Source organism: Salinarimonas chemoclinalis (genome assembly GCF_041514305.1).
Taxonomy (GTDB): domain Bacteria; phylum Pseudomonadota; class Alphaproteobacteria; order Rhizobiales; family Beijerinckiaceae; genus Salinarimonas; species Salinarimonas chemoclinalis.
The window spans coordinates 457,196-480,948 of record NZ_JBGMWH010000002.1 but is presented as its reverse complement, the minus strand read 5'-3'; the positions used below and the strand labels follow the sequence as shown (position 1 = coordinate 480,948).

Genomic DNA, 23,753 nt, shown 5'->3' with positions numbered 1-23,753 from the left:
GCCGCAGGCCCGCCGCGCCAAGCGCCGCGCCTCGCGAGAAAAGACTCGACATCCCTAGAATCATAGGTATGGTGCGAGCATGAACAGTACGGACGCAGCCCTCGCGCTCACGGCCCTCGGCCACGAGGCGCGCCTCGAGATCTTCCGCCTCCTGGTGCGTGCGGAGCCGGAGGGACTCAACATCGGCGAGATCGGCCGCCTCGTCGGCGCGCCGCCCTCGACGCTCGCCCACCATCTCGGCGCGCTCGTGCGCGCCGGGCTCGTGTCCCAGGAGAAGGTGGGGCGCGAGGTGATCAACCACGCGCGGACGGACGCGATGCGTCGCGTCTTCGCCTTCGTCGAAGAGGAATGCTGCCGCGGGGTGTCCTCCGCCCGCGGCGATGCGGCCTGATTTTTTCGCCCCGAAACAACTAGAATGCTAGGAGTGTAGCCATGTCTCAGATCGCAGTCGGACTGCGCCGGGTGGGGGGCGTGGCGGCCTCCGTCGACCGGGTTTTCCTCGCCGTCCTCGCCATCCTGGCGGCGCTCGCGCTCGCCGATCCCGGGCAGGCCGGCGCGAGCCTCGCCTTCACGGCGCAGGCGCTCGTCGGCGTCGCGCCCTGGCTCGCCCTGTCCGTCGGCATCGCCGCCTATGCCGCGGCGAGCGGGGCCGATCACCTGATCGCCAAGGCCTTCCAGGGCCGCCTCGCCGTGATGGTCGTGCTCGCGGCGCTGCTCGGGGCGCTGTCGCCGTTCTGCTCGTGCGGCGTGATCCCGCTCATCGCGGCGCTCCTCGCCATGGGCGTCCCGCTCGCGCCGGTGATGGCCTTCTGGCTCGCGTCGCCGCTGATGGACCCGGCGATGTTCGCGCTGACCACCGGCGCGCTGGGGCTCGAGTTCGCGATCGCCAAGACGCTCGCGGCGATCGGGATCGGCCTCTTCGGCGGCTTCGTCACGGCGGCGCTGGCGCGCACCGGCGCGCTGGACGGCGCGCTGCGCGAGGGCGTCGGCAACGGCGGCTGCGGCGGCGCGCGGGTGCGCAATCCCAAGCCGCCGGTCTGGGCGGTCTGGCGGGAGGAGGCGCGGCGCGAGAAGCTCGGCCGCGAGGCCCTCAAGACCTCGCTGTTCCTGGGCAAGTGGCTCACCCTCGCCTTCGTGCTGGAGAGCCTGATGATCGCCTGGGTCCCCGCGGATGCCGTCGCCTCGCTCGTGGGCGGCGAAGGGATCGTGCCGATCGTGATCGCAACCCTCGTCGGGGTGCCGGCCTACCTCAACGGCTATGCGGCGCTCCCCCTCGTCTCGGGCCTCGTCGAGCAGGGCATGGCGCCGGGTGCCGGCCTCGCCTTCCTGGTCGCCGGCGGCGTCTCCTCGATCCCCGCGGCGATCGCGGTCTTCGCCCTCGTGAAGAAGCCGGTCTTCGCGCTCTACCTCGGCTTCGCGTTCACGGGGTCGATCGTGGCCGGGCTCTTGTTCCAGGCGGTGGCCTGACGGCCGCGCGAGCCGGCACCGGCCGCATCCGAGAAGTCCCGGTGGGCCGCGGCCCGCCGGGACTTCGCTGCGCCGAGAGCCCGCCGTGGCCTCGGCTCACGGCATGGCGGAGAGGAAATCGGCCACGGCCGTCGAGAAGGCCTCCGGCTGCTCGATATTGGTGAGGTGGGCACCGTCCAGCGTGACGGCGCGGGCGCCGGCAATGGCGGCCTCGACGAGGGCGCCGGCCTGGGGCGTCGTCGCCGGGTCGTGGGCGCCGATGATCACCAGGACCGGGCTCGTGATCGCGCGGATCGATTCGCGCTGGTCCATGTCGCGGATCGCGGCGCAGCAGGCGGCGTAGCCCTCGGGCGGCGTCGAGAGGATCATGGCACGGATCGAGGCCACGGCCTCCGGTGCCGAGGCGCGGAAGCCGGCGGTGAGCCAGCGCGCGACCGTGGCGTCGACGACCGCCTCCATGCCGCCGGCGCGCACCGTGCGGATGCGCTGGTTCCACAGGTCGGGCGGACCCATGTGGGCTGCGGTGTTGGCCAGGACGGCGCGCTCCACGCGCGCGCGGTGCCGGCGCAGCAGGCTCATGCCGGTCATGCCGCCCATCGACACGCCGCAGAAATGAACCTTGGCGATCCCCAGCGCGTCGAGGATGCCGACCGCGTCGTCCGCCAGGTCGTCGACGGCGAAGGGCCGCGGCGAGACCTGCGTCGCGCCGTGCCCACGCTGGTCGTAGCGTAGGACCCGCCAGCGACGGGTGAGCGCCTCCATCTGAGGCTCCCACATCGTCAGGTTCGACGACAGCGAGTTCGACAGCATCAGGACCGGCGCGGTCTCGGGACCGTCGAGGCGGACGTTGAAGCGGATCCCATCGACGACGATGGTCATGGCGCACTCTCCTTCGGCGTGCGCGCCCGGTGGCTTGCGCGGCGCGCCGACGCACCATAGGGCAGGGGACCCGTGCGGCGAAGGCGCGGGGGTGCGAGACGGGATCGGCACGATGGCGGAGCGAGGCGACGAGGGTGGGGCGTCCTGGCGCGCCATGAGCGAGGCGGACCTGCCGGCCGTGACGGCGCTGGCCGCGTGGGCGCATCCGACCTTCCCCGAGCGGCCGGAGGTGTTCGCCGAGCGCCGTGCGCTCGCGCCGGACCTGTGCCGCGTGCTGGACGACGCCGGTCGCGTCGCCGGCTACCTGATCGCGCATCCCTGGACCACCGCCGGGCCGCCGGCCCTCGACACGCTGCTCGGACGCCTGCCCGAGGCGCCGGACGCCGTCCAGATTCACGATCTCGTGATCGCCCCGGAGCTGCGCGGCCGCGGCCTCGCGGACCCCGCGATCGCCTACGTGGAGCGCGTCGCGCGCGGACGCGTCCCGCGCCTGTGCCTCGTCGCCGTCTCCGGCAAGGACCGGTTCTGGGCGCGTCGCGGCTTCCGGCCGCATCTCGTGCCGGGCGACGCGAGCGCGCTCGCGGGCTACGGGCCGGGCGCCGTCGCAATGGCCAAGCCGTTGGCCGGCTAGGCGTTCGGGTCGTTCCGAAACACGCGGATGGAGCCGGAAAATCGTCCTTTCGTCGAGCGGAACGGCGCTTGACCGGCGATTTCGCGCGGTTCACACTCGAATTCGACGCATTCGAAGGTGGCGCTTCGCGACAGCCGAAGCCGGCCGCGCTCGTCGTCCAACGAGAGCCGACGGCGCCCGCCGCTCGGCCGAGCCGGCCCACGTGCCGGATGAGAGGAGGGACAACACCCATGGCCATCGTCTCCATGACGGTGAACGGCAAGCCCGTGACCGCCGACATCGACCCGCGCACGCTGCTCACGCAATTCCTGCGCGAGCACCTGCGCCTGACCGGCACGCATGTCGGCTGCGACACCAGCCAGTGCGGCGCCTGCGTCGTGCACATGAACGGCGCGGCCGTGAAGGCGTGCACCGTGCTCGCGCTCCAGGCGGACGGCGCCGACGTGCTCACGATCGAGGGCCTCGCCCAGGGCTCCGAACTCCACCCGATGCAGGCGGCCTTCCGCGAGCATCACGGCCTCCAGTGCGGCTACTGCACGCCGGGCATGATCATGACCGCCGTCGACATGGCGAACCGGCTCGGCCCGGACCTCTCCGAGGAGACGATCCGCTCCGAGCTCGAGGGCAACATCTGCCGCTGCACCGGCTACCACAACATCGTGCGCGCCGTGGAAGCCGGCGCCCGCGCGATGGCGGGCCAGCCGATGCGCGAAGCGGCGGAGTGACGCCGGGCGCGAGCCCACGCCCAGTCCACGCCTTCCGGAGCTCATCTCGATCGCGCCGACACTGCGCGGCTCCGCCATCCTTTTCATGCATGACTTGAAGCAGCGCCCGCGAAGAGGCGTTCTCGGAGGACAACCGCCATGACGGGTACCGGTATCGGCGCACCCGTGCGCCGCAAGGAAGACCAGCGCTTCATCACCGGCCAGGGCCGCTACACGGACGATCTCGCCCGGCCCGGCCAGACGCATGCCGCCTTCGTGCGCTCGCCGCACGCGCATGCCCGCATCCGCTCGATCGACACGTCCGCCGCCTCGGCGATGCCGGGCGTCGTCGCGATCCTGACGGGCGACGATCTCGCCGCCGACAAGATCGGCGGGCTGATCTGCGGATGGATGATTCACTCCAAGGACGGCACGCCGATGAAGGCGGGCCCGCACCCGGCGCTCGCCCAGGGCAAGGTGCGCTACGTCGGCGACCACGTCGCCGTGGTGATCGCCGAGACGTTCGCCCAGGCGCGCGACGCCGCCGAGACGGTCGAGGTCGACTACGAGCCGCTCGCCGCGGTCGTCGAGACGGCCAAGGCGAAGGGCGCCGGCGCCGTCGTCCACGACGAGGCGCCCGACAACCTCGTCTACGAGTGGCACCTCGGCGACAAGGACGCGACGGAGGCGGCCTTCGCCCGCGCCAAGCACGTCACCCGGCTCGACATCACCAACAACCGCCTGATCCCCAACCCGATCGAGACCCGCGCGGCGATCGGCGAGTACGATGCCGGGACGGGCGGCTACACGCTCTACACGACGAGCCAGAACCCGCACGTGGCCCGCCTCGTGCTCTCCGCCTTCATCGGCATCGCCCCCGAGCACCAGCTTCGCGTGATCGCGCCGGACGTCGGCGGTGGATTCGGCTCGAAGATCTTCATCTACGCCGAGGAGACGGTCTGCGTCTGGGCGGCGAAGAAGGTCGGGCGCCCGGTGAAGTGGACCTCGGACCGCACCGAGGCCTTCCTCGCCGACGCGCACGGGCGCGACCACGTCACCCATGCGGAGATGGCGGTCGACGAGAACGCCAGGATCATCGGGCTGCGCGTGCACACGACGGCCAATCTCGGCGCCTATCTCTCCACCTTCTCGTCCTCGGTGCCGACCTACCTCTACGCGCCGCTGCTCTCGGGCCAGTACGACATCCCGGCGATCTACGCGGAGGTGGACGGCGTCTACACCAACACCGCCCCGGTCGACGCCTATCGCGGCGCCGGGCGCCCGGAGGCGACCTTCGTCGTCGAGCGGCTCGTCGAGGTGACGGCGCGGCAGCTCGGCATGGACCCCGCGAAGTTCCGCAAGAAGAACTACATCAAGCGCTTCCCGCACCAGACGCCGGTGATCATGAACTACGACGTCGGGGACTACGCGGCCTCGCTCGAGAAGGCGATGGAGATCGCCGACGTGAAGGGCTTCGGCCGGCGCAAGCGCGAGAGCGCGAAGCGGGGCAAGCTGCGCGGGATCGGCTACTCGTCCTACATCGAGGCCTGCGGCATCGCCCCCTCGGCGGCGGTGGGCGCACTCGGCGCCGGCGTGGGCCTGTGGGAATCCGCCGAGGTGCGGGTGAACCCGACGGGCTCGATCGAGGTGCTCACCGGCTCGCACTCGCACGGCCAGGGCCACGAGACCACCTTCGCCCAGCTCGTGTCGGACCGGCTCGGCGTGTCGATCGACACCGTGAACATCGTCCACGGCGACACCGACAAGGTGCAGTTCGGCATGGGCACCTACGGCTCGCGCTCCGGCGCGGTCGGCATGTCGGCGATCACCAAGGCGATCGACAAGGTCATCGCCAAGGGCAAGAAGGTCGCCGCCTACGCGCTCGAGGCATCGGAAGGCGACATCGAGTTCGAGGACGGGCGCTTCAAGGTGGCCGGCACCGACCGCTCGCTCGCCTTCGGCGAGGTGGCGCTGCAGGCCTACGTCGCCCACAAGTTCTCGGGCCAGGACCTCGAGCCGGGGCTGAAGGAGGGGGCGTTCTACGATCCCACCAACTTCACCTTCCCCGCGGGCGTGCACATCTGCGAGGTCGAGATCGACCCGGACACCGGCGTGACCAGGATCGAGCGCTTCACGGCGGTGGACGATTTCGGCGTCGTCATCAACCCGATGATCGTCGAGGGGCAGGTACACGGCGGCATCGCCCAGGGCGTCGGCCAGGCGCTGATGGAGGGCGCGATCTACGACGAGTCGGGCCAGCTCGTGACCGCGAGCTACCAGGACTACCAGATGCCGCGTGCGGGCGACCTGCCGTCCTTCCAGATCGGCATGACCTCGACGCCCTGCCCGTCGAACCCGCTCGGGATCAAGGGTTGCGGCGAGGCCGGCGCCATCGCCGCGCCGCCCGCGGTGATCAACGCGATCACGGACGCCCTCGGCCACGAGGAGATCGCCATGCCGGCGACCCCCCAGGCCGTCTGGCGCGCCGTGCAGCGCGCGCGTCCCGCCATGGCCGCCGAGTGATCGGATAGTCCCTCCCGCGGCGCGCCGGGCCGGCGCGCCGCCCGCCCGATTTCGCGAGGACGAAGAACCATGTACGCCTTCGAATACCACAAGCCGTCCAGCCTGCGGCAGGCGGCCTCCATGCTCGCCAAGGCCGAGGACCCGAAGATCCTGGCCGGCGGCCACACGCTGCTGCCCACCATGAAGCAGCGCCTCGCTTCTCCCGCGAGCCTGATCGACCTCGGCGCCCTCGACGAGCTCAGGGGCATCGAGCGCAAGGGCCGCTCGGTCGTCGTCGGCGCGATGACGACGCATGCTGCCGTCGCGTCGTCCGACGTCGTGCGCGAGGCGATCCCCGGCCTCGCCGAGATGGCCGAGATGATCGGCGATCCGGCGGTACGCGCACGGGGCACGATCGGCGGCTCGGTCGCCAACAACGACCCCGCCGCGGACTACCCCGCCGCCTGCCTCGCCCTCGGCGCGACGATCACCACCAACAAGCGCAAGATCGAGGCCGACGACTTCTTCCAGGGCATGTTCGACACGGCGCTGGAGGAGGGCGAGATCATCACCAAGGTCTCGTTCCCGGTGCCGGCCAAGGCGGCCTACGCCAAGTTCCGCAATCCCGCCTCCCGCTACGCGCTCGCCGGCGTCTTCGTGGCCAAGCGCGGCTCGGAGATCCGCGTCGCGGTGACCGGGGCGGGCGCGAACGGCGTCTTCCGCTGGACCGCGGCGGAGGAGGCGCTCAGGGCGCGCTTCTCGGCGAAGTCGCTCGCCGGGATGTCGGCGGACGTCTCGATGATGAACGCGGACATCCACGCCGACGCGGAGTACCGCGCTCACCTCGTCGGCGTGATGGCACGCCGCGCCGTGGAGGCCGCGACGGCACGATGATCGCGCGGTAGGATCGCGATGTGACGACGCCCGGGCGGGCGCGGCCCACGCCGCCCCGCCCGTACGTCGTCGAGGACGAAGAGGTCGAGAGTGACGTGACCGACATTCCCGCCAGCATCGACGCCACCGAGGCGCTCCTGAAGGGGGCGGGCTACGTCGCCGATCGCCCGCTCGCGACCGTGCTGTTCCTCGCGCTGAAGCTCGGCCGCCCGCTCTTCCTCGAGGGGGAGGCCGGCGTCGGCAAGACCGAGATCGCCAAGGTGCTCGCCGCCGCGCTCGGCCGCAAGCTGATCCGCCTGCAATGCTACGAGGGGCTCGACGTCGCCGCCGCGGTCTACGAGTGGAATTATGCCGGCCAGATGATGGAGATCCGCCTGTCCGAGGCCGCCGGCGAGACGGACAAGGGTCGGCTGACGGCGGACGTGTTCTCCGAGCGTCACCTCGTCAAGCGCCCCCTGGTGCAGGCGCTCGAGCCCGATCCCGTCGGGCCGCCGGTGCTGCTGATCGACGAGCTCGACCGCACGGACGAGGCCTTCGAGGCCTTCCTGCTCGAGATCCTGTCGGACTTCCAGGTGACGATCCCCGAGTTCGGCACGATCCGGGCCGAGCGCCCGCCGATCGTGATCCTCACCTCGAACCGCACCCGCGAGATCCACGACGCGCTCAAGCGCCGCTGCCTCTACCACTGGGTGGATTATCCCGACGCCGAGCGCGAGCTCGCCATCCTGCGCGCCAAGGCGCCCCGCGCGCCGGCGAAGCTGTCCGCCGAGATCGTCGCCTTCGTCCAGGCGATCCGCAAGGAGGAGCTGTTCAAGGTCCCCGGCGTCGCGGAGACGCTCGATTGGGCCTCGGCGCTCGTCGAACTCGACGCGGTGGCGCTCGACCCGCATCTGGTTTCGGACACGCTGGGGGTTCTCTTGAAGTACCAGGACGACATCCAGAAGATGCAGGGGTCGAAGGCGAAGGACATGCTCGACAGGATTCGCGCGGAGGCGCGGGGGTGATGGGGTTCGCCGACATCCGCGACCGACGCGTCGCGTTGCGTTCATCCTTCCCTGTAGGGGAAGGTGGCTCGGCGAAGCCGAGACGGATGGGGCGCGCGGAGCGCGTTCGGCGAAGCCGAAGAAAGGGCGCGTCCTCCGGCCGCTGTCGAGCCGCTTCCGCTTCGCGGAACGCGTCGCTCCGCTCCGTGCCCCATCCGTCACCGCGCTACGCGCGGCGCCACCTTCCCCTACAGGGAAGGAGAAGCGTTACGGCCGTGACCGTTCCGAGCCGCGGGTCGTATCCGCTCCGAGGCGTCCCGGCGCACGTGATCGGGGGGCGATGTCCATGATCGACCCCGACCCCGCCGCCGGCAAGCTCGCCGACAACATCGCCTACTTCGCCCGCACCCTGCGCGCGGCGGGCCTGCCCGTCGGTCCCGGCGCGGTCGTCGACGCCATCGCCGCGGTGGAGGCCGCGCGGATCGGCGAGCGCGAGGACTTCTACTGGACGCTGCACGCCGTCTTCGTGAAGCGCCGGGAGCACACGCTGCTGTTCGACCAGGCCTTTCGCCTGTTCTGGCGCCGCCGGGCGCTGATCGAGAAGCTGATCCAGCAGATGTCGCCCATCGCGCCGGGCGCGAAGAAGCCCGAGGACAAGCCGAAGGCCGGCGCGGCGCGGGTCGAGCAGGCGATGAACCCGCCCAAGCGCGAGCGTCCGCCGCCGCAGGAGGAGGAGCGCTTCTCCGCCCGCCTCACCGTCTCCGACCGCGAGGTGCTGCGCGAGAAGGACTTCTCGCAGATGTCCGCAGCCGAGATCGCCCAGGCGAAGCGCCTGATCGCCGCGCTCCGGCTGCCGGACGATGCGCGCCCCACCCGGCGCTTCGCGGCGGACCCGAAGGGCGCCGTCGTGGACATGCGCCGCACGCTGCGCCGCTCGATGCGCGCGGGCGGCGCCTCGATCGACATCGCCTGGCGCACCCCGGTGATCGAGGCTCCGCCGCTCGTCGCGCTCCTCGACATTTCCGGATCGATGGCGGACTACTCGCGGCTGTTCCTGCATTTCCTCCACGCGATGGCGGAGAGGCGCCGGCGCGTGCACGCCTTCGTCTTCGCCACGCGGCTCACCAACGTCACGCGGGAGATGACGAACCGCGATCCCGACGAGGCCCTCGCACGCGCGGCGGGCCGGGTGAAGGACTGGGAGGGCGGCACGCGCATCGCGACCTGTCTCCACGCCTTCAACCGCGACTGGTCGCGCCGCGTGCTGGGGCAGGGCGCGACCGTGCTGCTCTTCACCGACGGGCTCGAGCGGGACGTCGACACGACGCTGGCCTTCGAGATGGACCGGCTGAAGCGCTCCTGCCGGCGCCTGATCTGGCTCAATCCGCTCCTGAGATACGATCGATTCGAGGCGCGGGCGTCGGGGATTCGTGCGATGCTGCCGCATGTGCACGAGTTCCGGCCGATCCACAACATCGGCTCCATGGAGACGCTCTGCGAGGCGCTCTCCGCCAGGCGCTCGCGCGACGCCGACCCGCGCGCCTGGCTGCGCGCCGTCGCCTGATCGAGAGGAGGCTCGCATGACGACCGACCCGGCCGTCCCCGTCGCCACCGACGAGGACATCCTGAAGGCGGCGCAGGGCTGGCGCGAGGCCGGCCGCGGCGTCGCCGTCGCCACCGTGGTCGAGACCTGGGGCTCGGCCCCACGCCCCGTCGGCTCGCACCTCGTCGTCGACGAGGAGGGCGATTTCCTCGGCTCGGTCTCGGGCGGCTGCGTCGAGGGCGCGGTGATCGCGGACGCGCTCGAGGTGATCGAGACCGGCGCGCCGAAGATGCTGGAATTCGGCGTCGCCGACGAGACCGCCTGGCGGGTGGGGCTGTCCTGCGGCGGGCGCATCCGGGTCTACGTGGAGCGGGTGGAATGAGGAAGGCGCCATGAAGCTGCCCCTCCTCGCCGCCCTCAACGCCGAGCGTACGGCACGCCGTGCCGCGGTGCTCGTGACCGATCTCGTCTCGGGCGAGCAGCGGCTCGTGCCGGAGGCCGAGATCGATGCCGATCCGCTCGCGGACGCGCTGCACGACGCCCTGCGCAAGGGCAAGTCCGGCATGGTCGAGGTCGACGGTGCGGAGATGTTCCTCAACGTGCAGGTGCCGCCGACGCGGATCGTGGTGATCGGCGCCGTGCACATCTCGCAGGCGCTGGCGCCGATGGCGCGGATCGCCGGCTTCGACGTCACCATCGTCGATCCGCGCGGCGCCTTCGCCACGCCCGAGCGCTTCCCGGACGTCGAGCTCCTCGACGTCTGGCCCGACGAGGCGCTCGCCGCCCGCCCGCTCGACCGCTACACGGCGCTCGTCGCGCTCACCCACGACCCGAAGATCGACGATCCGGCGCTCGACGCGGGGCTTCGGGCTCAGTGCTTCTACATCGGCGCGCTCGGCTCGAAGAAGACGCACGCGAGGCGCGTCGAGCGGCTGCGGGCGGCCGGCTTCGGTGAGGAGGCGATCGCGCGCATCCGGGCGCCGATCGGGCTCGACATCGGCGCCGTCTCGCCCGCCGAGATCGCGGTGTCCGTGCTCGGCGAGATCGTGGGCGCGCTGCGCCGCGACCGCAGGCGCGCGCGATGATCTTCGCGACCCTCCCGGTGCGCGAGGCGATCGGCGCGCTCTCGGTGCACGCCGTCAAGGGGCCCGGCGTCGCCGTGAAGAAGGGCGCCGCGATCGGGGAGGCGGAGGCGGAGGCACTCGCGCAGGCGGGAATCTCCGAAATCGTCGTCGTACGGCTCGAGCCGGGCGACGTCGGCGAGGATGCCGCCGCCGCCCGGCTGGCGCAGGCCGCGGCCGGGGCGGGTGTGCGCTGCGAGGCGCCCTTCACGGGCCGTGTGAACCTCTTCGCGACGACGCCGGGCGTTCTCGTCGCCGACGCCGCCGCGGTCGGGCGCATCAACGCCGTCGACGAGGCGATCACGATCGCGACGCTTCCCGCCCATGCGCCCGTCGTCGAGGGCGAGATGGTCGCGACCGTCAAGATCATTCCCTACGCCGTGCCGCAGGAGGCGCTGGCGCGCGCCCTCGCGGCCGCGGGAGCGCAGGGGGCGGGAAACGGGCCGCTGTCGGTGGCACCCTATATCCGCCGCCGCATCGGGGTCGTGTCGACGCTGCTGCCGGCGCTCAAGCCCACTGTCGTCGACAAGACCCTGCGCGTGCTGGAGCGGCGCCTCGCGCCCACGGGGGCGCGAATCGTAGCCGAGACCCGCACACCCCACGCGGTGCCGGATCTCGCCGGTGCGCTCGCCGCCATGAATGCGCAGGAGGCCGAGCTGATCGTCGTCTTCGGCGCCTCCGCCATCGCCGATCGGCGCGACGTCATCCCCGCCGCGATCGAGACGGCCGGCGGGCGGGTCGAGCATTTCGGCATGCCCGTCGACCCCGGAAATCTCCTGCTCGTCGGCGAGATCGCCGGGCGGCCGGTGATCGGCGCGCCGGGCTGCGCGCGCTCGCCCAGGGAGAACGGCTTCGACTGGGTGCTCCACCGGCTCCTCGCGGGCCTCGCCGTGAGGCGTGCGGACATCGTCGCCATGGGCGTCGGCGGGCTCCTGATGGAGATCGTCTCGCGGCCGCAGCCCCGGGGCGGCGAGCCCAGCGCCGGACCCGATGCGGCCGACGAGGAGGGCGAGAGGTGAGCGTCGCCGCGATCGTGCTCGCCGCCGGCCGCGGTGCGCGCTTCGGCGAGGCGCCGAAGGTTCTGGCGACCCTCGACGGTCTGCCCCTGGTGCGGCGGGTGGCGCAGGTGGCGGTGGCGTCACGCGCCGACCCGGTGATCGTCGTCGTCGGCCGGCGCGGCGGCGACGTCGCGGCCGCACTCGCCGGGCTCCCGGTGCGGGTCGTCGACAACCCGCACTGGGAGGAGGGGCTCTCGACTTCGCTCCAGGCGGGCTTCGCCGCGCTGCCGGAGGCCGCACGCGCGGCGATCGTGTGCCTGGGCGACATGCCGCTCGTCTCGCCCGCGCTTCTCGACGCACTCGTCGCCGCCCACGAGGAGACGCCCGACGTCGCCGCGGTCGTGCCGGTCCACGCCGGCGAGCGGGGCAATCCCGTGCTGCTCGCGCGCCGGCTCGGGCCGGATATCGCCGGGCTCGCGGGCGATCGCGGCGCAGGGCCGCTGCTGAAGGGCCGCGCCGACGTGCTGGAGCTCGACTGGGGCGACGAGAGCATCCTGCGCGACGTCGACACCCCTGCCGCCCTCGCGGCGCTGGCCTCAGACGCGCGCTGAGCGCCGCCGTCCCGCCTGGGCGACCAGACCCGCCGCTGCCGTCAGCGCGCGCAGCATCCGCGCCGCGTCCGGGCGATCCGCCGCAGTGCCGAGGGGCCGCCCGTGCGCGCGCGGCATCGGCACGTGGACGAAGACCAGCGCGGCCGGACCCGGCTCGCCGAGCGCGGCGTAGGAGGCGCCGTTGCAGAGGTAGCGCCCGGCATCGCGCGACAGGCGCGTCGTGCCCGGTGCGGCCACGTTCATCGCGGCGAGGAGAGGGGCGACGGCGATGCGCGCATGGCGCACGAAGGGCTCGCCCGGGCGGTAGGCGAGGCGCATCGGCAGGCCGCCGGCGGCGTCCGGCAGCAGCCGCCCGACGCGGTTGAGCGCGCGGACCTCGATCGTCACCCGCCGGCGACGGGCGGCGACGCCGAGCATCAGGACCGCGTCGGGGCGGGTCTCGCGCAGGCGCGGCAGCAGGATCTCGTCCACCGCCCGCCACGTCGTCGGCAGGACGAGCGCCTCGGCGACGATGCGGCGCCGGCGCCAGCGCGGATCGGCGGCGAGGCGCCGCGCGAGGTCCTCGGTGGGATTGCGCGGCACGCCGGGAAAGGGCCCGAAGCCCGTGATCAGGAGGCGGGTCATGACGAGCGGCTCTTCGCAGTGGGGACCGCCCGCGGCGGGCCGCGGCGGCGGCGCGTGCGGATCGTCTCGAGCGTGACGGGGCGAAGGTCCCAGACGTCGACGCCGACGTCGTACTGGCGGGGGATCGGCCCGAGCCGCCCGTGGCTGTGGCCGTGCAGGTCGATCACGCCCTTGCCGCTGTCGCGCCAGGTTCGGAACGGGTAGTGGCAGAGCACGAGCCGCTGGCCCTCCACCTCGATCTCGGCGTAGTGCCGCACGCTCGCCCAGGCCGGGTCGCGCGCGACGCTGTCGGGGTCGTTGTTGCCGAGGATCAGGTGCTTCTCGCCCGGGAGCTGCGCCAGGATCGCCGCGGCACGGCCTTCCGGCCCGTCGCGCGCGAAGTCGCCCAGGTGCCAGACGACGTCGTCCGCGCCGACGGTCTCGCGCCAGAGAGCGATCAGCGCCGCGTCGTGCAATTCGAGCGAGGCGAACGGGCGCCGGTCGATCGCGAGGACGCGCGGGTCGGAGAAGTGCGTATCGGAGGTGAAGTAGACCGTCATCGGGGGCGGATGATAGCCATCGATGCGTGTCGCGTCTCACCCGACGATCTGCGCCACAACCGCCACGCAGTCCCCCGGCTTGGCCAATCCCGGGAAATGGCGCGCGGCGAGGATGCCGTCCATCGCCGCCCGGTAGGGTCGGGGCGTCGCGCCGGTACGGCCGATCGGGGCGATTTCGGCGATCACGTCGCCGGCGCGGACCGTCTCGCCGAGGTCGACCCGGAAGGCGACGAGTCCGCCCTCCTCGGCGAAGGCGAAGCACTCGCCCGAGGGCATGTCGAGCCAGCGCGTCTCACGGCGCGCGACCGTTCCACCCAGGATGCCGGCGTGGATCAGGAGATCGCGCACGCCCGCGCGGGCGATCGCCGCCGTGCACGCCGAAGCGGTGCCGCCGCCGCCGAGCTCGGTCGTGACGAAGGTCTTGCCCATGGCCTCGACGGTGGTGTCGAGCATGCCCACCGCGTCGATCTCGAGCATGGTCATGGACCAGGGCGCCCCGAACGCCTCCACCGCCGCCTTGCAGGCGGCTTCCTGGGCCGCGTTCGGCAGGCGGTGGGCGGCGGCGAAGGGGACGAAGTCGAGCGTCCTGCCGCCGGAATGGAAGTCGAGCACCACGTCGGCGAGCGGCACCAGCGCGCGCGCGACGTAGTCCGCGATCTTCTGCGTGACCGTGCCGTCGGGGCGGCCGGGAAAGGAGCGGTTGAGGTTGCCCTTGTCGATGGGCGAGGTGCGCGTGCCCGCCTCGAAGGCGGGGAAGTTCATCGCGGGCAGGATGATCACGCGCCCCGTCAAGTCCTGCGGCCGGAGCGTGCGGGCGAGCTCGTAGAGGGCGATCGGCCCCTCGTACTCGTCGCCGTGGTTGGCGCCCGTCAGGAGGGCGGTCGGGCCCTCCCCGTTGGCGACGACGCAGATCGGGATCATCACCGAGCCCCAGGCCGAATCGTCGCGGCTGTAGGGCAGCCGCAGGTGCCCGTGCCGGACGCCGTCGGCCGCGAGGTCGATCGTCGGGACGACGGGGGAGGGCGGCAGGTCGGGAGCGGGGAGCGCCATGGCGGGTCTCACGCCTTCACGAACAGCGCGCGCGGAACGCTCGCGAGGCACTCGACGCCGCTCTCCGTGATGACGATGCTCTCTGTGATCTCGAGCCCCATGTCCTCGAGCCAGAGCCCCGTCATGAAGTGGAAGGTCATGCCGGGCACGAGCTCGGTCCTGTCGCCGCGCCGCAGGCTCATCGTGCGCTCGCCCCAGTCGGGCGGGTAGGACAGGCCGATCGGGTAGCCGGTACGGTTGTCCTTGACGATGCCGTGGCGCTCCAACACCGCGAAGAAGGCGGTCGCGATGTCCTCGCAGGTGTTGCCCGGCTTGGCGGCGGCGAGCCCCGCCTCCATGCCCTCGAGCGTCGCCTTCTCGGCATTCAGGAAGGCCTGGGAGGGCTTGCCGAGGAACACCGTGCGCGAAAGCGGGCAATGGTAGCGGTTCACGCAGCCGGCGATCTCGAAGAACGTGCCCTCGCCCGTGCGCATCGGCTTGTCGTCCCAGGTGAGGTGGGGCGCCGAGGCGTCCGCGCCCGACGGCAGCAGCGGCACGATGGCGGGATAGTCGCCGCCGACATCCGGCGTGCCGCGGATGCCGGCGTCCCAGATCTCCGCGACGAGGTCGCACTTGCGCATGCCGGGCTCGACGACGTCGAGGATGCGCGCGTGCATGCGCTCGACGATCCGCGCCGCCTGGCGCATGTAGACGAGCTCCTGCGGGCTCTTGACGGCGCGTTGCCAGTTCACGAGCGCGGTGGCGTCCGTGAACTTCACGTTGGGCAGGCCCAGCAGCAGGCGCGTGTAGGCCTGGGCCGAGAAGTAGTAGTTGTCCATCTCGACGCCGATCGTGCCCTGTCCCCAGCCGCGGTCCTGCAGAAGGGTGCAGAGCACGTCCATCGGATGGCGCTCGGTCGACTGTACGTAGTGGTCGGCGTAGCCGACGATGTCGTCGTGCCGAAGATAGGCCGTGCGTTTCGCCCCGTTCGCGTCCTGCCCGCGGCCGAACCAGACGGGGTCGCCTTCGGGGCCGACGACGACGCATTGGTGCACGTAGAACGACCAGCCATCGTAGCCCGTCAGCCAGGCGATGTTGGAGGGATCGGTGACGATCAGGGCGTCGAGGCCGCGCGCCTCCATCGCCCTGCGGGTCTCGGCCAGGCGCGCGGCGTATTCGGCGCGGGTGAACTTCAAGGCGACGTCGGTCATGGGGAAGGTCTCGGCTGGGAATCAGATGTCGGTGACGAGGCCAGCGCCGGCGTCGGCGACGCGGGCGCGGGCGAGGGCGGCGATGGCGGTGTCCTGCGCGCCCGTGCCGGTGAGGTCGCACACGGTGATCGCGTCGGGTCCCGGACGGCCGGGAGCCGTGCCGGCGAGGACGGCGCCGAGCTCGGGGCAGGCGTGATCTTCGGGGAGCGCGCCCGCCGCGATCGCGGCGCGCAGCTCGCCGAGCCCGCGGCTCTGGGCGAGACTGTCGACGACGACGAGATCCGCCCGCGCCAGGATCGCGGGATCGAGCTCGGTCTTCGTGTCGGCGTCCGAGCCCATGGCTGTGACGTGCTGCCCCGGGGAGAGCCAGTCCGCGAACAGGATCGGCGCCGTCGCCGGCGTCGTCGTGACGATCACGTCCGCCCCGCCGACCGCGGCGCGCGGCTCGCCGACGGCGCGGGTCCGCACGCCCGTCGCCGCCTCGACGTCGGCCGCGCAGGCGGCCGCCTTCACCGCGTCGCGCGCCCAGACGCGGATCTCCGCGATGTCGCGCACCAGCGCGAGCGCTTGCATCTGCAGGCGCGCCTGCGTGCCCGCGCCGAGGACCGCGGCGACCCGCGCGTCCCGCCGTGCGAACACGTCCGCGGCGACGGCGCCGGCGGCCGCGGTGCGCACGTCGGTGAGCCAGCCGTTGTCGAGGAACACCGCCTCGACGAGCCCGGTGGTGGCCGAGAGGACGACCATCATGCCGTTGACGGAGGGCAGCCCGCGCTTCGGGTTGTCGAAGAAGCCCGGCGAGATCTTCACCGCGAAGCCGTCGAGGCCGGGCACGAAGGCGGTCTTCACGTCGACCTCGCCGTGCACCTCCGGCATCGCCATGGAGAGGATCGGCGGCATGATCACGCGGCCCGATGCCAGCGCCAGGAAGGCGCCGCGGACCGCCTCGATCGCGGCGCCGTCGAGCGGCACGATTGCGCGCAGGTCCCGTTCGCCGACGAGGGTGACCTTGCCCATCAGGCGAGCCTTTCCAGGATGGCGGGATCGGAGACGATGCGGGCATGCTGCGTCGGGTCGACGTTCGCGCCCGTCAGCAGCGCGACGGTCGGGCCGATCGGGCGGATCTTGCCGGCGAGGATCGCCGCCGGCCCGACCGCGCCGCCGCCCTCCACCACGACGCCCTCCGCGACGTGGCAGAAGGCCATCCCGGCGGCGATCTCGTCCTCGGTCAGGAGCACGACCTCGTCCATCAGGTCGCGCAGCATCGCCAGGGTGTGGCGGTTCTCGAGGCCGATGCCGCCGCCGAGCGAATCCGCCAGACTCCGCGCCTCCTCGACGAGGACCGGCCGGCCCGCGGCGAGGCTCGCGTGCATGGCCGCGCCGCGGTCCATCGAGATGCCCACGATGCGCGTACCGGGCCGCCTCGCCTTCACCGCCGCGGCGACGCCGGCCGCGAGGCCGCCGCCCGAGAGCGGGATCAGCACCTGCGCGAGGTCGGGGAGGTCGTCGAGAATCTCGAGCCCGAGCGTGCCCTGGCCGGCGATGACGTCCGGATGGTCGAAGGGCGGGATCTCGACGAGGCCGTCTTCCGCCACCCGCCGATCGACCTCGGCCTGCGCCTCGTCCTGCGAGGCGCCGTGGATCGCGATCTCGGCGCCGAGCGCCGCGATGGCGTCGCGCTTGTTGGCCGGCACGAGCCGCGACATGGCGACGACGCAGCGCACGCCCGCCTCGCGCGCGGCATGCGCCAGCGCCCGGCCGTGATTGCCGGTGGAGACCGTGGCGACGCCGCGGGCGCGCTCGGCGTCCGAGAGACGCGCGAGCGCGTTCGTCGCGCCGCGCAGCTTGAAGGCGCCGGTGATCTGCTCGTGCTCGTGCTTGAGGACGACGGGTGCACCCAGACGCTCCGCGAGCTGGGGCGACGGCCGCGCAGGCGTGTGCCGCACGCGCCCGACGAGCGCCGCGCGGGCGCGCTCGATCTCGGCGAGGCCCGGATGCGCGCTCATGCGAACGCCGCCGGATCGGGGAGGGGGAGGGCGGCGAGGCGTGCGTCCACGCGCGGGCTCTCGTCGACGAGCCGGGCGCAGGCCCAGGCGGTGGCGACGTTCGAGGTGACGACCGGCACGCCGAGCGCCCGCTCCGTCTCCGCGGCGATCGCGGCCGACCGCAGCGCCGTGCAGGAGACGAAGAGCGCGTCCGAGCCCGGCGCCAGCGCCGCCCGGGCAGCCTCGATCAGCGTCGCGGCGTCGAGCCGCGCCATCTGCCGGTCGTCCTCGAGGCCGAGGCAGGAGAGCGCGGCGACCGCGAAGCCGTGCGCCTCGAAATAGGGCGCCACCGACGCGGCGGTCTCCTGCGTGTAGGGCGTGAGGATCGAGATCCGGAGGGCGCCGTGCGCCCGCAGGGCCTCCACCGCCGCGCGCGTGGGCGTGACCACCGGCACGCCCGGCTTGCCCTCGCGGATCGCGGCGGCGATCGCCTCGTCGCCGATCACGATCGAGGCCGAGGTGCAGGAATAGCAGATCGCGTCGAGGCGCTCGTCGGGCAGGAGGAGCGCCGCCGCCCGCGCGAGATCCGGCCGCATGGCGCGCAGGTTCGCGGGCGTCGTCGGGTTGGCGTAGGCGACGCGCGCCACGTAGACGCCGATCCGGGGTCCGGCGACCATGCGCGCGAAATCGGGCTCCGTCGTGTGGTCCGTCGCCAGGATCACGAGGCCGATGCGGCGGGCCACCGGATCGGCGTCGAAGCCGAGCGGCAGGTCGAGCCGGCGGGGCGGGCGGGCGGCGCTCACGACCCCACCCGTCCATAGCGCCGCTCCAGCCAGCGCAGGCCGAAGACCGAGATCAGGCTGATGACGAGGAAGAACACGCCCACCATCGTCATCGGCTCGATGTAGCGGTAGTTGAAGTTGGCGATGGAGCGCGCCTGGTTCATCAGCTCGAGGATGGTGATGGCGGAAAGGAGCGGCGTCTCCTTGAACATGGCGATGAAGTAGTTCGCCAGCGCCGGGATCATCGGCGGCACGGCCTGGGGCATGATGATCCGCGTCCAGGTCTGCGACGGCGTCAGGTTCACCGCCTTCGCCGCCTCCCACTGCCCGCGCGGGACGTTGTCGATGCCGGCGCGATAGACCTCCGCCGTGTAGGTGGCGTAGTGCAGGCCGAGCCCGATCACGCCGGCGACCAACGGCGAGAGCGTGATGCCGATGTCGGGAAGCACGTAGAACAGGACGTAGAGCTGGACGAGGAGCGGCGTGCCGCGGATGAACTCCGCGAGGAACGCCGCGGGCTTGCAGACGAGGAGGTTCTTCGAGCGCCGCAGCAGTGCGATCGCGAGCCCCACGACCGCCGCGACGACCGAGCCGAGCAGGGTGGCGAGGATCGTGATTTTCACGCCCTCCCACAGGGTCGGGATGATCGAGATCGCGAAGGACCAGTCCCAGAGCATGGCGCGTCCCTCCCTCAGGCCCGCACGCCGTCGAGGCCGCGGCCGAGGCGGCGCTCGAGGGCCCTGATCGCGCCGGAGATCGCGAGCGCGAACAGGAAGTAGATCACCATGATGGTGGCGAAGGGCACCAGCGTGCTGCCCGTCTGGGCGCGCATGACCTGCGCCTGGAAGGTCATGTCCGAGATCGAGATCAAGGAGACGATGGCGGTCGCCTTGAGCAGCTCGATCGCGTTGTTGCCGAAGGTGGGCAGCATCGGGACGATCGCCTGCGGCAGCACCACGAAGCGCATCGCCTGGAAGCGCGTGAGGTTGAGCGCCACGCAGGCCTCGCGCTGCTCGCGCCCGATCGACTGGACCGCGCCGCGCACCACTTCCGCGCCGTAGGCCCCGACATTGAGGCCGAGCGCGAGCACGCCCGCCTGGAGCGGGGTCAGCTCGACGCCGAGCAGCGGCAGCACGAAGTAGGCCCAGAACAGCTGCACGAAGATCGAGGTGCCGCGGAAGAACTCGATGTAGGCGGTCGCCAGCGCCCGTACGGCGCCGACGGGTGACAGCCGCCCGAGCCCCGCGACGAAGGCCATCACGAGCGCGAGCGCGCAGCCCATCACGGTCAGCTTCGCCGTGACGAGGGCGCCCTGCAGGATCAGCACGATGTAGCCGGAATAGTCCATGGCGGGGCGTCTCGACGGGTTGCTCGCGCGAGGCGGCAGAGCGGCGCGCCGGCGGGCTGCGCGCCGCGCAAGGGGGGATCAGCCGCCGGCGCAGAGCGCCTCGCGGCTCGTGCTCATCGCCGCCGCGGCGGAGAAGCCGTAGGGCTCGATGATCGCGGCGAACTCGCCGGACGCCTTCATCTCGGCGAGGATGCGGTCGAATTCGTCGCGCAGCGCCGTGTCCTGCCGGCGGAAGGCGGCGCCGTCGCAGTAGACCGGCGCGTCCGCGACCGGCGCGACCATCGCGAGGTTCTCGTCCTCCGCGCGCATCAGCAGGTCGGAGATCGACAGCACCGGCAGCGAGTAGACCTCGATGCGCCCGCCTTGGAGCATGCTGATGCCGCTCTGTCCGTCCGGCACGACGATGACACGATCGCGCGGCACACCGGCCTCGAGGGCGAGGCGCTCCTCCGTGCCGCCGCCCGGCGCGCCGATGCGCGCCGTCGGGTGCGCGGCGATGTCGGCGAAGGTGGTGAGGCCGAGCGGGTTGCCGGCCTTCACGGCGAAGGCCTCCGCGTCGCACAGGACCGGCTCGGAATAGGCCACCGCCGCGCAACGCTCGGGGCGCATGAACAGGCCCGCCGTCACCGCGTCGAAGCGCCCCGCCTGGAGGCCGGGGATCATCGCGCCGTACTCGGAGATGGAGGCGACGACGTCGTCGATGCCCATTCGCTCGAAGATCGCGCGGGCGACGTCTGGCGCGGCGCCGGTGACGGTCCCGTCGGGGTTCACCTGCGTGAAGGGCGGCTCGTTGGCGATGGCGATGCGGGCGAAGCCCTGGTCGCGCAGCTCCTGGATGCGCGGGTCGTCCTGCGCGGCGGCGGGCGCGGCGAAGGCCGCGGCGGCGCCGACGAGCGCGACGGCCGCGATCCGGCGGGAGAGGGTGGCGATGGTCATGATGCTGGTTCCCCTTCTTCTTGCGTTCCTGGTGGTCGTCGCGCCCGGCCCGACGGCGAGCGGGCGGGGCTCACACGCGGTGTCCGGCCGCGATGATCTTGCGCAGGAAGCCCTGCGTGCGCTCCTCGCGCGGGTTCGAGAAGATCTCGTCCGGCGGGCCCTGCTCGACGATCCGGCCGCGGTCGAAGAACATCACGCGGTCGGCGAAGTCGTGGGCGAAGCCCATTTCGTGGGTGACGAGGAGCATCGTCATGTCGGTCTCGCGCGCGAGCCGATGCATCACGTTGAGCACCTCCTCGACGAGCTCCGGGTCGAGCGCGGAGGTCACCTCGTCGAAGAGCATGATTTGCGGCTCGAGGGCGAGCGCGCGGGCGATGGCGACGCGCTGCTTCTGCCCGCCCGACAGCTGCGAGGGCATCGCCTTCGCCTTGTCGGCGAGACCGACCATGTCGAGCAGCTCCATCGCCCGGCGCATGGCCGCGTCCTTGGCGACGCCCTTGGTGAGGACGGGGGCGAGCGTCACGTTGTCGAGCACGCACATGTGCGGGAAAAGGTTGAACAGCTGGAAGACCATGCCGATCTTCGCGCGCATCCTGTGCAGGTGCGCGTCATCGGCCGGAACGAGCCGGTCCCCCTTGCGCATGTGGAAGAGCTCCTCGCCCCCGATGCGGATGTGCCCGGAATCGATGGTCTCGAGCGTCATCAGGATGCGCAGGATCGTCGTCTTGCCAGAGCCCGACGGCCCGATCAGCGCGAGCTTCTCCGCCGGCGCGACCGTGAAGGCGAGCTCGTCGAGGACCTTGAAATCGCCGAAGCTCTTCGAGACGCGGTCGACCTCGATGATCGGGGCTGTCGCCGTCGGCTGGGTCACGGAAGGCGCCTCGCTGTCCTGCGATGAGACGCCCGACCGTGACGCTCGGGTAATGTCATGTCAATGTGCAAAATAAAATCATGACAATTTAGCTGCGACTGCGTTTCTCGCAGGCGTTCCGCTCAGATCGCGAGCATCGCCGGCTCCGGCGCGGCGTGGATCAGGTGCGCGACCTGGGCGAGGCCGGTGCGCAATTGGGCGGCATCCGTCGAGCCGAGCGATATCCGCACGCTCGGCGCCAGAGGCGCCTCGCCGATGCGGAAGCTCTGGCCGGGCGCGATGGCGACGCCCTGCGCCCGCGCCTGGCTGACGAAGGCGCTCTCCCCGTGCGCCTCCGGCAGCGGCACCCACACGTGCAGGCTCTCGGGATGGGCGCGGTAGGCGATGCCGGCGAGCGCGTCGGCGACGATCCCGTGTCGGGTGTGGATCGCCCGGCGCTGCCAGCGCACGAGCTCCATCGCGGTGCCGTCCGCGACCCAGCTCGAGGCGATCTCCGCCATCAGCGGCGTCGCCATCCACATCGTGACGAGATGCCGGTTGGCGGCGGCGGCGACGAAGCGGTCGGGCACCGCGAGGTAGCCGATGCGAAGGCCCGGCATGACGATCTTGCTGAAACTCGTCACGTAGAGCGTGCGCTCCGGCGCGAGGCGGGCGAGCGGCGGCGGGCGCCGCTCGACGATCGGCCCGAGCGGATCGTTCTCGATGAGCGCGAGGTCGCGGCGGCGCGCGACGGCGACGAGGGCGGCGCGCCGGTCCTCGCTCATCAGCGTCGCGCAGGGGTTGATGACGGTCGGCTGGACGAAGACGGACCTCAGATCGTGCTCCACGCAGGCGCGGTCGAGCGCCTCGGGGATCATGCCCTCCTCGTCGATCGCGATCCCGACGAGCTTGAGCCCGAGATAGCCGGCGAGCGGCATCAGCGTGTGGTGCCCGATCGCCTCCGTGCCGACGGCTGAGCCGGGCGGGGCCGTGCTCATGAGCGCGATCGTCTGCGCCGGGGTGGCGCCGTTCGTCACCGTCACGTTGAGCGGCGAGACGTCGAGGCCGCAGCCGCGCAGCCAGTCGGCGGCCACCGCGCGATGGCGGGGAAAGACGACGTTGGGGCGAAACGAGAGCACGGCGCTCGCCGGCACGTCCTGCGAGAGCCGGGCGAGCGCGGCCTTCATGCGCTCGAGGTGGATCGGCTCGCAGATCGGCTTGAGGATGGAGAGGTCGATGAGCTCGTTGAGCCGCTCGGGGAGGTAGGGCGGCTCCGGCTCGCGCTTGAGGCTGCGCACGAAGGTGCCACGTCCGGTCTCCCCGGCGGCGAGCCCGCGGCGGGCGAGCTCCTCGTAGGCGCGGCCGACCGTCTGCACGGCGATGCCGAGCTCGTCGGCGAGCCTGCGTTGGACGGGCAGCTGCGTGCCGTCGGCGAGCACGCCGTCGGCGATCGCGCGGGCGATCTGGTCGGCGAGCGAGGCGTAGACGGGACGCGCGAGTGTGGATGGGTCGGGGCGCCAGATTGTCATGAGTTCAATTGTCGTTTAAGTCAGTTCAATCGGCAAGGACTTTCCTGCGGGGACGGGCGACACGATGAGGCCTCCGAAGCTCGACGCCGTCGACCTGCGCATCCTCGCCGCGGTTCAGCGCAACGGGCGGATCACCAAGCTCGCGCTCGCCGAGGCCGTCGGCCTGTCGCCGACGCCGTGCTGGAACCGGCTTGATCGCCTCGAGAAGGCCGGGATCGTCACGGGCTACCATGCCCGCGTCTCGCTCAAGGGGCTCGGGCTCTCCGCGGCCACGGTGATGATGGAGGTGACGCTCGGCGCCCACCGCCGGGCGGATTTCGAGCGCTTCGAGCGGGCGGTGAGAGCGACGCCGGAGATCGTCTCGTGCTGGTCCGTCGGCGGCGGTGTGGACTACGTGCTCAAGGTCGTCACCCGCGACATCGACGCCTACCAGCGCCTCGTCGACGGGCTCTTGGAGCGCCAGATCGGCATCGACCGCTACTTCACCTACATCGTCACCCGCACGGTGAAGGACGAGCCGGGGCCGGACGTCGCGGCGATGGCGGACGAGGCGGGCGGTCAGGCGCTCGCGGCGCGATGACGCGCCGCGC

Annotated in this window: 26 protein-coding genes; 13 read left to right on the top strand and 13 right to left on the bottom strand. The window is 72.1% G+C overall.

Annotation, left to right across the window (positions count from 1 at the left end; all coding sequences use genetic code 11):
* The first annotated feature begins 79 nt into the window (after nucleotides 1-79).
* Together AB9M23_RS06060 and AB9M23_RS06055 are read left to right on the top strand one after the other, a co-directional pair.
* Nucleotides 80-391: an ArsR/SmtB family transcription factor gene (locus AB9M23_RS06060; RefSeq protein ID WP_372423354.1), complete on the top strand. Its 312-nt coding sequence runs from the start codon at nucleotides 80-82 to the stop codon at nucleotides 389-391.
* Between the two features lie 41 nt (nucleotides 392-432).
* Complete coding sequence (locus AB9M23_RS06055; protein WP_372423353.1) at nucleotides 433-1,467, top strand: permease; 1,035 nt, start codon at nucleotides 433-435, stop codon at nucleotides 1,465-1,467.
* Nucleotides 1,468-1,563: 96 nt separating this feature from the next.
* Here the strand turns inward: AB9M23_RS06055 and pcaD are convergent, their stop codons facing one another.
* Entirely contained in the window at nucleotides 1,564-2,346 is a 783-nt protein-coding gene (gene pcaD, locus AB9M23_RS06050; RefSeq protein ID WP_372423351.1) for a 3-oxoadipate enol-lactonase, read from the bottom strand.
* Nucleotides 2,347-2,458: 112 nt separating this feature from the next.
* Between pcaD and AB9M23_RS06045 the strand changes: the two genes are divergently transcribed.
* The 10 genes from AB9M23_RS06045 to AB9M23_RS06000 all read left to right on the top strand — a co-directional run bounded on the left by AB9M23_RS06045 (nucleotide 2,459) and on the right by AB9M23_RS06000 (nucleotide 12,333).
* Nucleotides 2,459-2,977, top strand: coding sequence for a GNAT family N-acetyltransferase (locus AB9M23_RS06045; protein WP_372423349.1), 519 nt, complete (start codon nucleotides 2,459-2,461; stop codon nucleotides 2,975-2,977).
* A 230-nt stretch (nucleotides 2,978-3,207) separates the two neighbouring features.
* Nucleotides 3,208-3,702 carry a (2Fe-2S)-binding protein gene (locus AB9M23_RS06040; RefSeq protein ID WP_372423347.1) on the top strand — a complete coding sequence of 165 codons (495 nt, stop codon included), beginning with the start codon at nucleotides 3,208-3,210 and terminating at the stop codon, nucleotides 3,700-3,702.
* A gap of 138 nt (nucleotides 3,703-3,840) precedes the next feature.
* The gene (locus AB9M23_RS06035; RefSeq protein ID WP_372423345.1) at nucleotides 3,841-6,204 is read left to right on the top strand and encodes a xanthine dehydrogenase family protein molybdopterin-binding subunit; all 2,364 of its coding nucleotides are present in this window, start codon (nucleotides 3,841-3,843) and stop codon (nucleotides 6,202-6,204) included.
* Nucleotides 6,205-6,273: 69 nt separating this feature from the next.
* Nucleotides 6,274-7,077 (top strand): FAD binding domain-containing protein, encoded by an 804-nt coding sequence (locus AB9M23_RS06030; protein ID WP_372423343.1) that lies wholly within the window; start codon nucleotides 6,274-6,276, stop codon nucleotides 7,075-7,077.
* A 95-nt stretch (nucleotides 7,078-7,172) separates the two neighbouring features.
* Complete coding sequence (locus tag AB9M23_RS06025) at nucleotides 7,173-8,081, top strand: AAA family ATPase (protein WP_372423341.1); 909 nt, start codon at nucleotides 7,173-7,175, stop codon at nucleotides 8,079-8,081.
* Between the two features lie 325 nt (nucleotides 8,082-8,406).
* Nucleotides 8,407-9,624 (top strand): vWA domain-containing protein, encoded by a 1,218-nt coding sequence (locus tag AB9M23_RS06020; protein WP_372423339.1) that lies wholly within the window; start codon nucleotides 8,407-8,409, stop codon nucleotides 9,622-9,624.
* Between the two features lie 16 nt (nucleotides 9,625-9,640).
* Entirely contained in the window at nucleotides 9,641-9,985 is a 345-nt protein-coding gene (locus AB9M23_RS06015; protein ID WP_372423337.1) for an XdhC family protein, read from the top strand.
* A gap of 10 nt (nucleotides 9,986-9,995) precedes the next feature.
* The gene (locus AB9M23_RS06010) at nucleotides 9,996-10,688 is read left to right on the top strand and encodes an XdhC family protein (protein ID WP_372423335.1); all 693 of its coding nucleotides are present in this window, start codon (nucleotides 9,996-9,998) and stop codon (nucleotides 10,686-10,688) included.
* Nucleotides 10,685-11,743: a molybdopterin-binding protein gene (locus AB9M23_RS06005; protein ID WP_372423333.1), complete on the top strand. Its 1,059-nt coding sequence runs from the start codon at nucleotides 10,685-10,687 to the stop codon at nucleotides 11,741-11,743. Before AB9M23_RS06010 ends, AB9M23_RS06005 begins: the two co-directional genes overlap by 4 nt.
* The gene (locus tag AB9M23_RS06000) at nucleotides 11,740-12,333 is read left to right on the top strand and encodes a nucleotidyltransferase family protein (protein ID WP_372423332.1); all 594 of its coding nucleotides are present in this window, start codon (nucleotides 11,740-11,742) and stop codon (nucleotides 12,331-12,333) included. Before AB9M23_RS06005 ends, AB9M23_RS06000 begins: the two co-directional genes overlap by 4 nt.
* On the opposite strand, the gene AB9M23_RS05995 is transcribed toward AB9M23_RS06000, so the two are convergent.
* The 12 genes from AB9M23_RS05995 to ehuR form a co-directional block, all read right to left on the bottom strand.
* On the bottom strand, nucleotides 12,319-12,957 hold the full coding sequence (locus AB9M23_RS05995) for a pyroglutamyl-peptidase I (protein ID WP_372423330.1): 639 nt from the start codon (nucleotides 12,955-12,957) through the stop codon (nucleotides 12,319-12,321). The two genes, AB9M23_RS06000 and AB9M23_RS05995, sit on opposite strands and share 15 nt — an antisense overlap.
* Complete coding sequence (locus AB9M23_RS05990) at nucleotides 12,954-13,496, bottom strand: metallophosphoesterase family protein (RefSeq protein ID WP_372423328.1); 543 nt, start codon at nucleotides 13,494-13,496, stop codon at nucleotides 12,954-12,956. The genes AB9M23_RS05995 and AB9M23_RS05990 overlap by 4 nt, the downstream gene beginning before the upstream one ends.
* A 36-nt stretch (nucleotides 13,497-13,532) precedes the next feature.
* Nucleotides 13,533-14,546, bottom strand: coding sequence for a N(2)-acetyl-L-2,4-diaminobutanoate deacetylase DoeB (gene doeB / locus AB9M23_RS05985; RefSeq protein WP_372423326.1), 1,014 nt, complete (start codon nucleotides 14,544-14,546; stop codon nucleotides 13,533-13,535).
* A gap of 8 nt (nucleotides 14,547-14,554) precedes the next feature.
* The gene (gene doeA / locus AB9M23_RS05980) at nucleotides 14,555-15,736 is read right to left on the bottom strand and encodes an ectoine hydrolase DoeA (protein WP_372423324.1); all 1,182 of its coding nucleotides are present in this window, start codon (nucleotides 15,734-15,736) and stop codon (nucleotides 14,555-14,557) included.
* A 21-nt stretch (nucleotides 15,737-15,757) separates the two neighbouring features.
* Entirely contained in the window at nucleotides 15,758-16,750 is a 993-nt protein-coding gene (locus AB9M23_RS05975; RefSeq protein ID WP_372423322.1) for a cyclodeaminase, read from the bottom strand.
* On the bottom strand, nucleotides 16,750-17,739 hold the full coding sequence (gene eutB / locus AB9M23_RS05970) for a hydroxyectoine utilization dehydratase EutB (RefSeq protein WP_372423320.1): 990 nt from the start codon (nucleotides 17,737-17,739) through the stop codon (nucleotides 16,750-16,752). The genes AB9M23_RS05975 and eutB overlap by 1 nt, the downstream gene beginning before the upstream one ends.
* Nucleotides 17,736-18,521 (bottom strand): ectoine utilization protein EutA, encoded by a 786-nt coding sequence (gene eutA, locus AB9M23_RS05965; protein WP_372423319.1) that lies wholly within the window; start codon nucleotides 18,519-18,521, stop codon nucleotides 17,736-17,738. Before eutA ends, eutB begins: the two co-directional genes overlap by 4 nt.
* Complete coding sequence (ehuD, locus tag AB9M23_RS05960; RefSeq protein ID WP_372423318.1) at nucleotides 18,518-19,177, bottom strand: ectoine/hydroxyectoine ABC transporter permease subunit EhuD; 660 nt, start codon at nucleotides 19,175-19,177, stop codon at nucleotides 18,518-18,520. The genes eutA and ehuD overlap by 4 nt, the downstream gene beginning before the upstream one ends.
* Before the next feature lie 14 nt (nucleotides 19,178-19,191).
* The gene (gene ehuC, locus AB9M23_RS05955) at nucleotides 19,192-19,848 is read right to left on the bottom strand and encodes an ectoine/hydroxyectoine ABC transporter permease subunit EhuC (protein ID WP_372423317.1); all 657 of its coding nucleotides are present in this window, start codon (nucleotides 19,846-19,848) and stop codon (nucleotides 19,192-19,194) included.
* 78 nt (nucleotides 19,849-19,926) lie between these two features.
* Nucleotides 19,927-20,784: an ectoine/hydroxyectoine ABC transporter substrate-binding protein EhuB gene (gene ehuB, locus AB9M23_RS05950; RefSeq protein WP_372423315.1), complete on the bottom strand. Its 858-nt coding sequence runs from the start codon at nucleotides 20,782-20,784 to the stop codon at nucleotides 19,927-19,929.
* Between the two features lie 70 nt (nucleotides 20,785-20,854).
* On the bottom strand, nucleotides 20,855-21,655 hold the full coding sequence (ehuA, locus tag AB9M23_RS05945; RefSeq protein WP_372423314.1) for an ectoine/hydroxyectoine ABC transporter ATP-binding protein EhuA: 801 nt from the start codon (nucleotides 21,653-21,655) through the stop codon (nucleotides 20,855-20,857).
* Nucleotides 21,656-21,777: 122 nt separating this feature from the next.
* Nucleotides 21,778-23,163, bottom strand: a complete 1,386-nt coding sequence (gene ehuR / locus AB9M23_RS05940; RefSeq protein ID WP_372423312.1) for a MocR-like ectoine utilization transcription factor EhuR — start codon at nucleotides 23,161-23,163, stop codon at nucleotides 21,778-21,780.
* A gap of 64 nt (nucleotides 23,164-23,227) precedes the next feature.
* On the opposite strand from ehuR, the gene AB9M23_RS05935 reads away from it, so the two are divergent.
* Entirely contained in the window at nucleotides 23,228-23,743 is a 516-nt protein-coding gene (locus AB9M23_RS05935) for an Lrp/AsnC family transcriptional regulator (protein WP_372423310.1), read from the top strand.
* Nucleotides 23,744-23,753 lie beyond the last annotated feature (10 nt).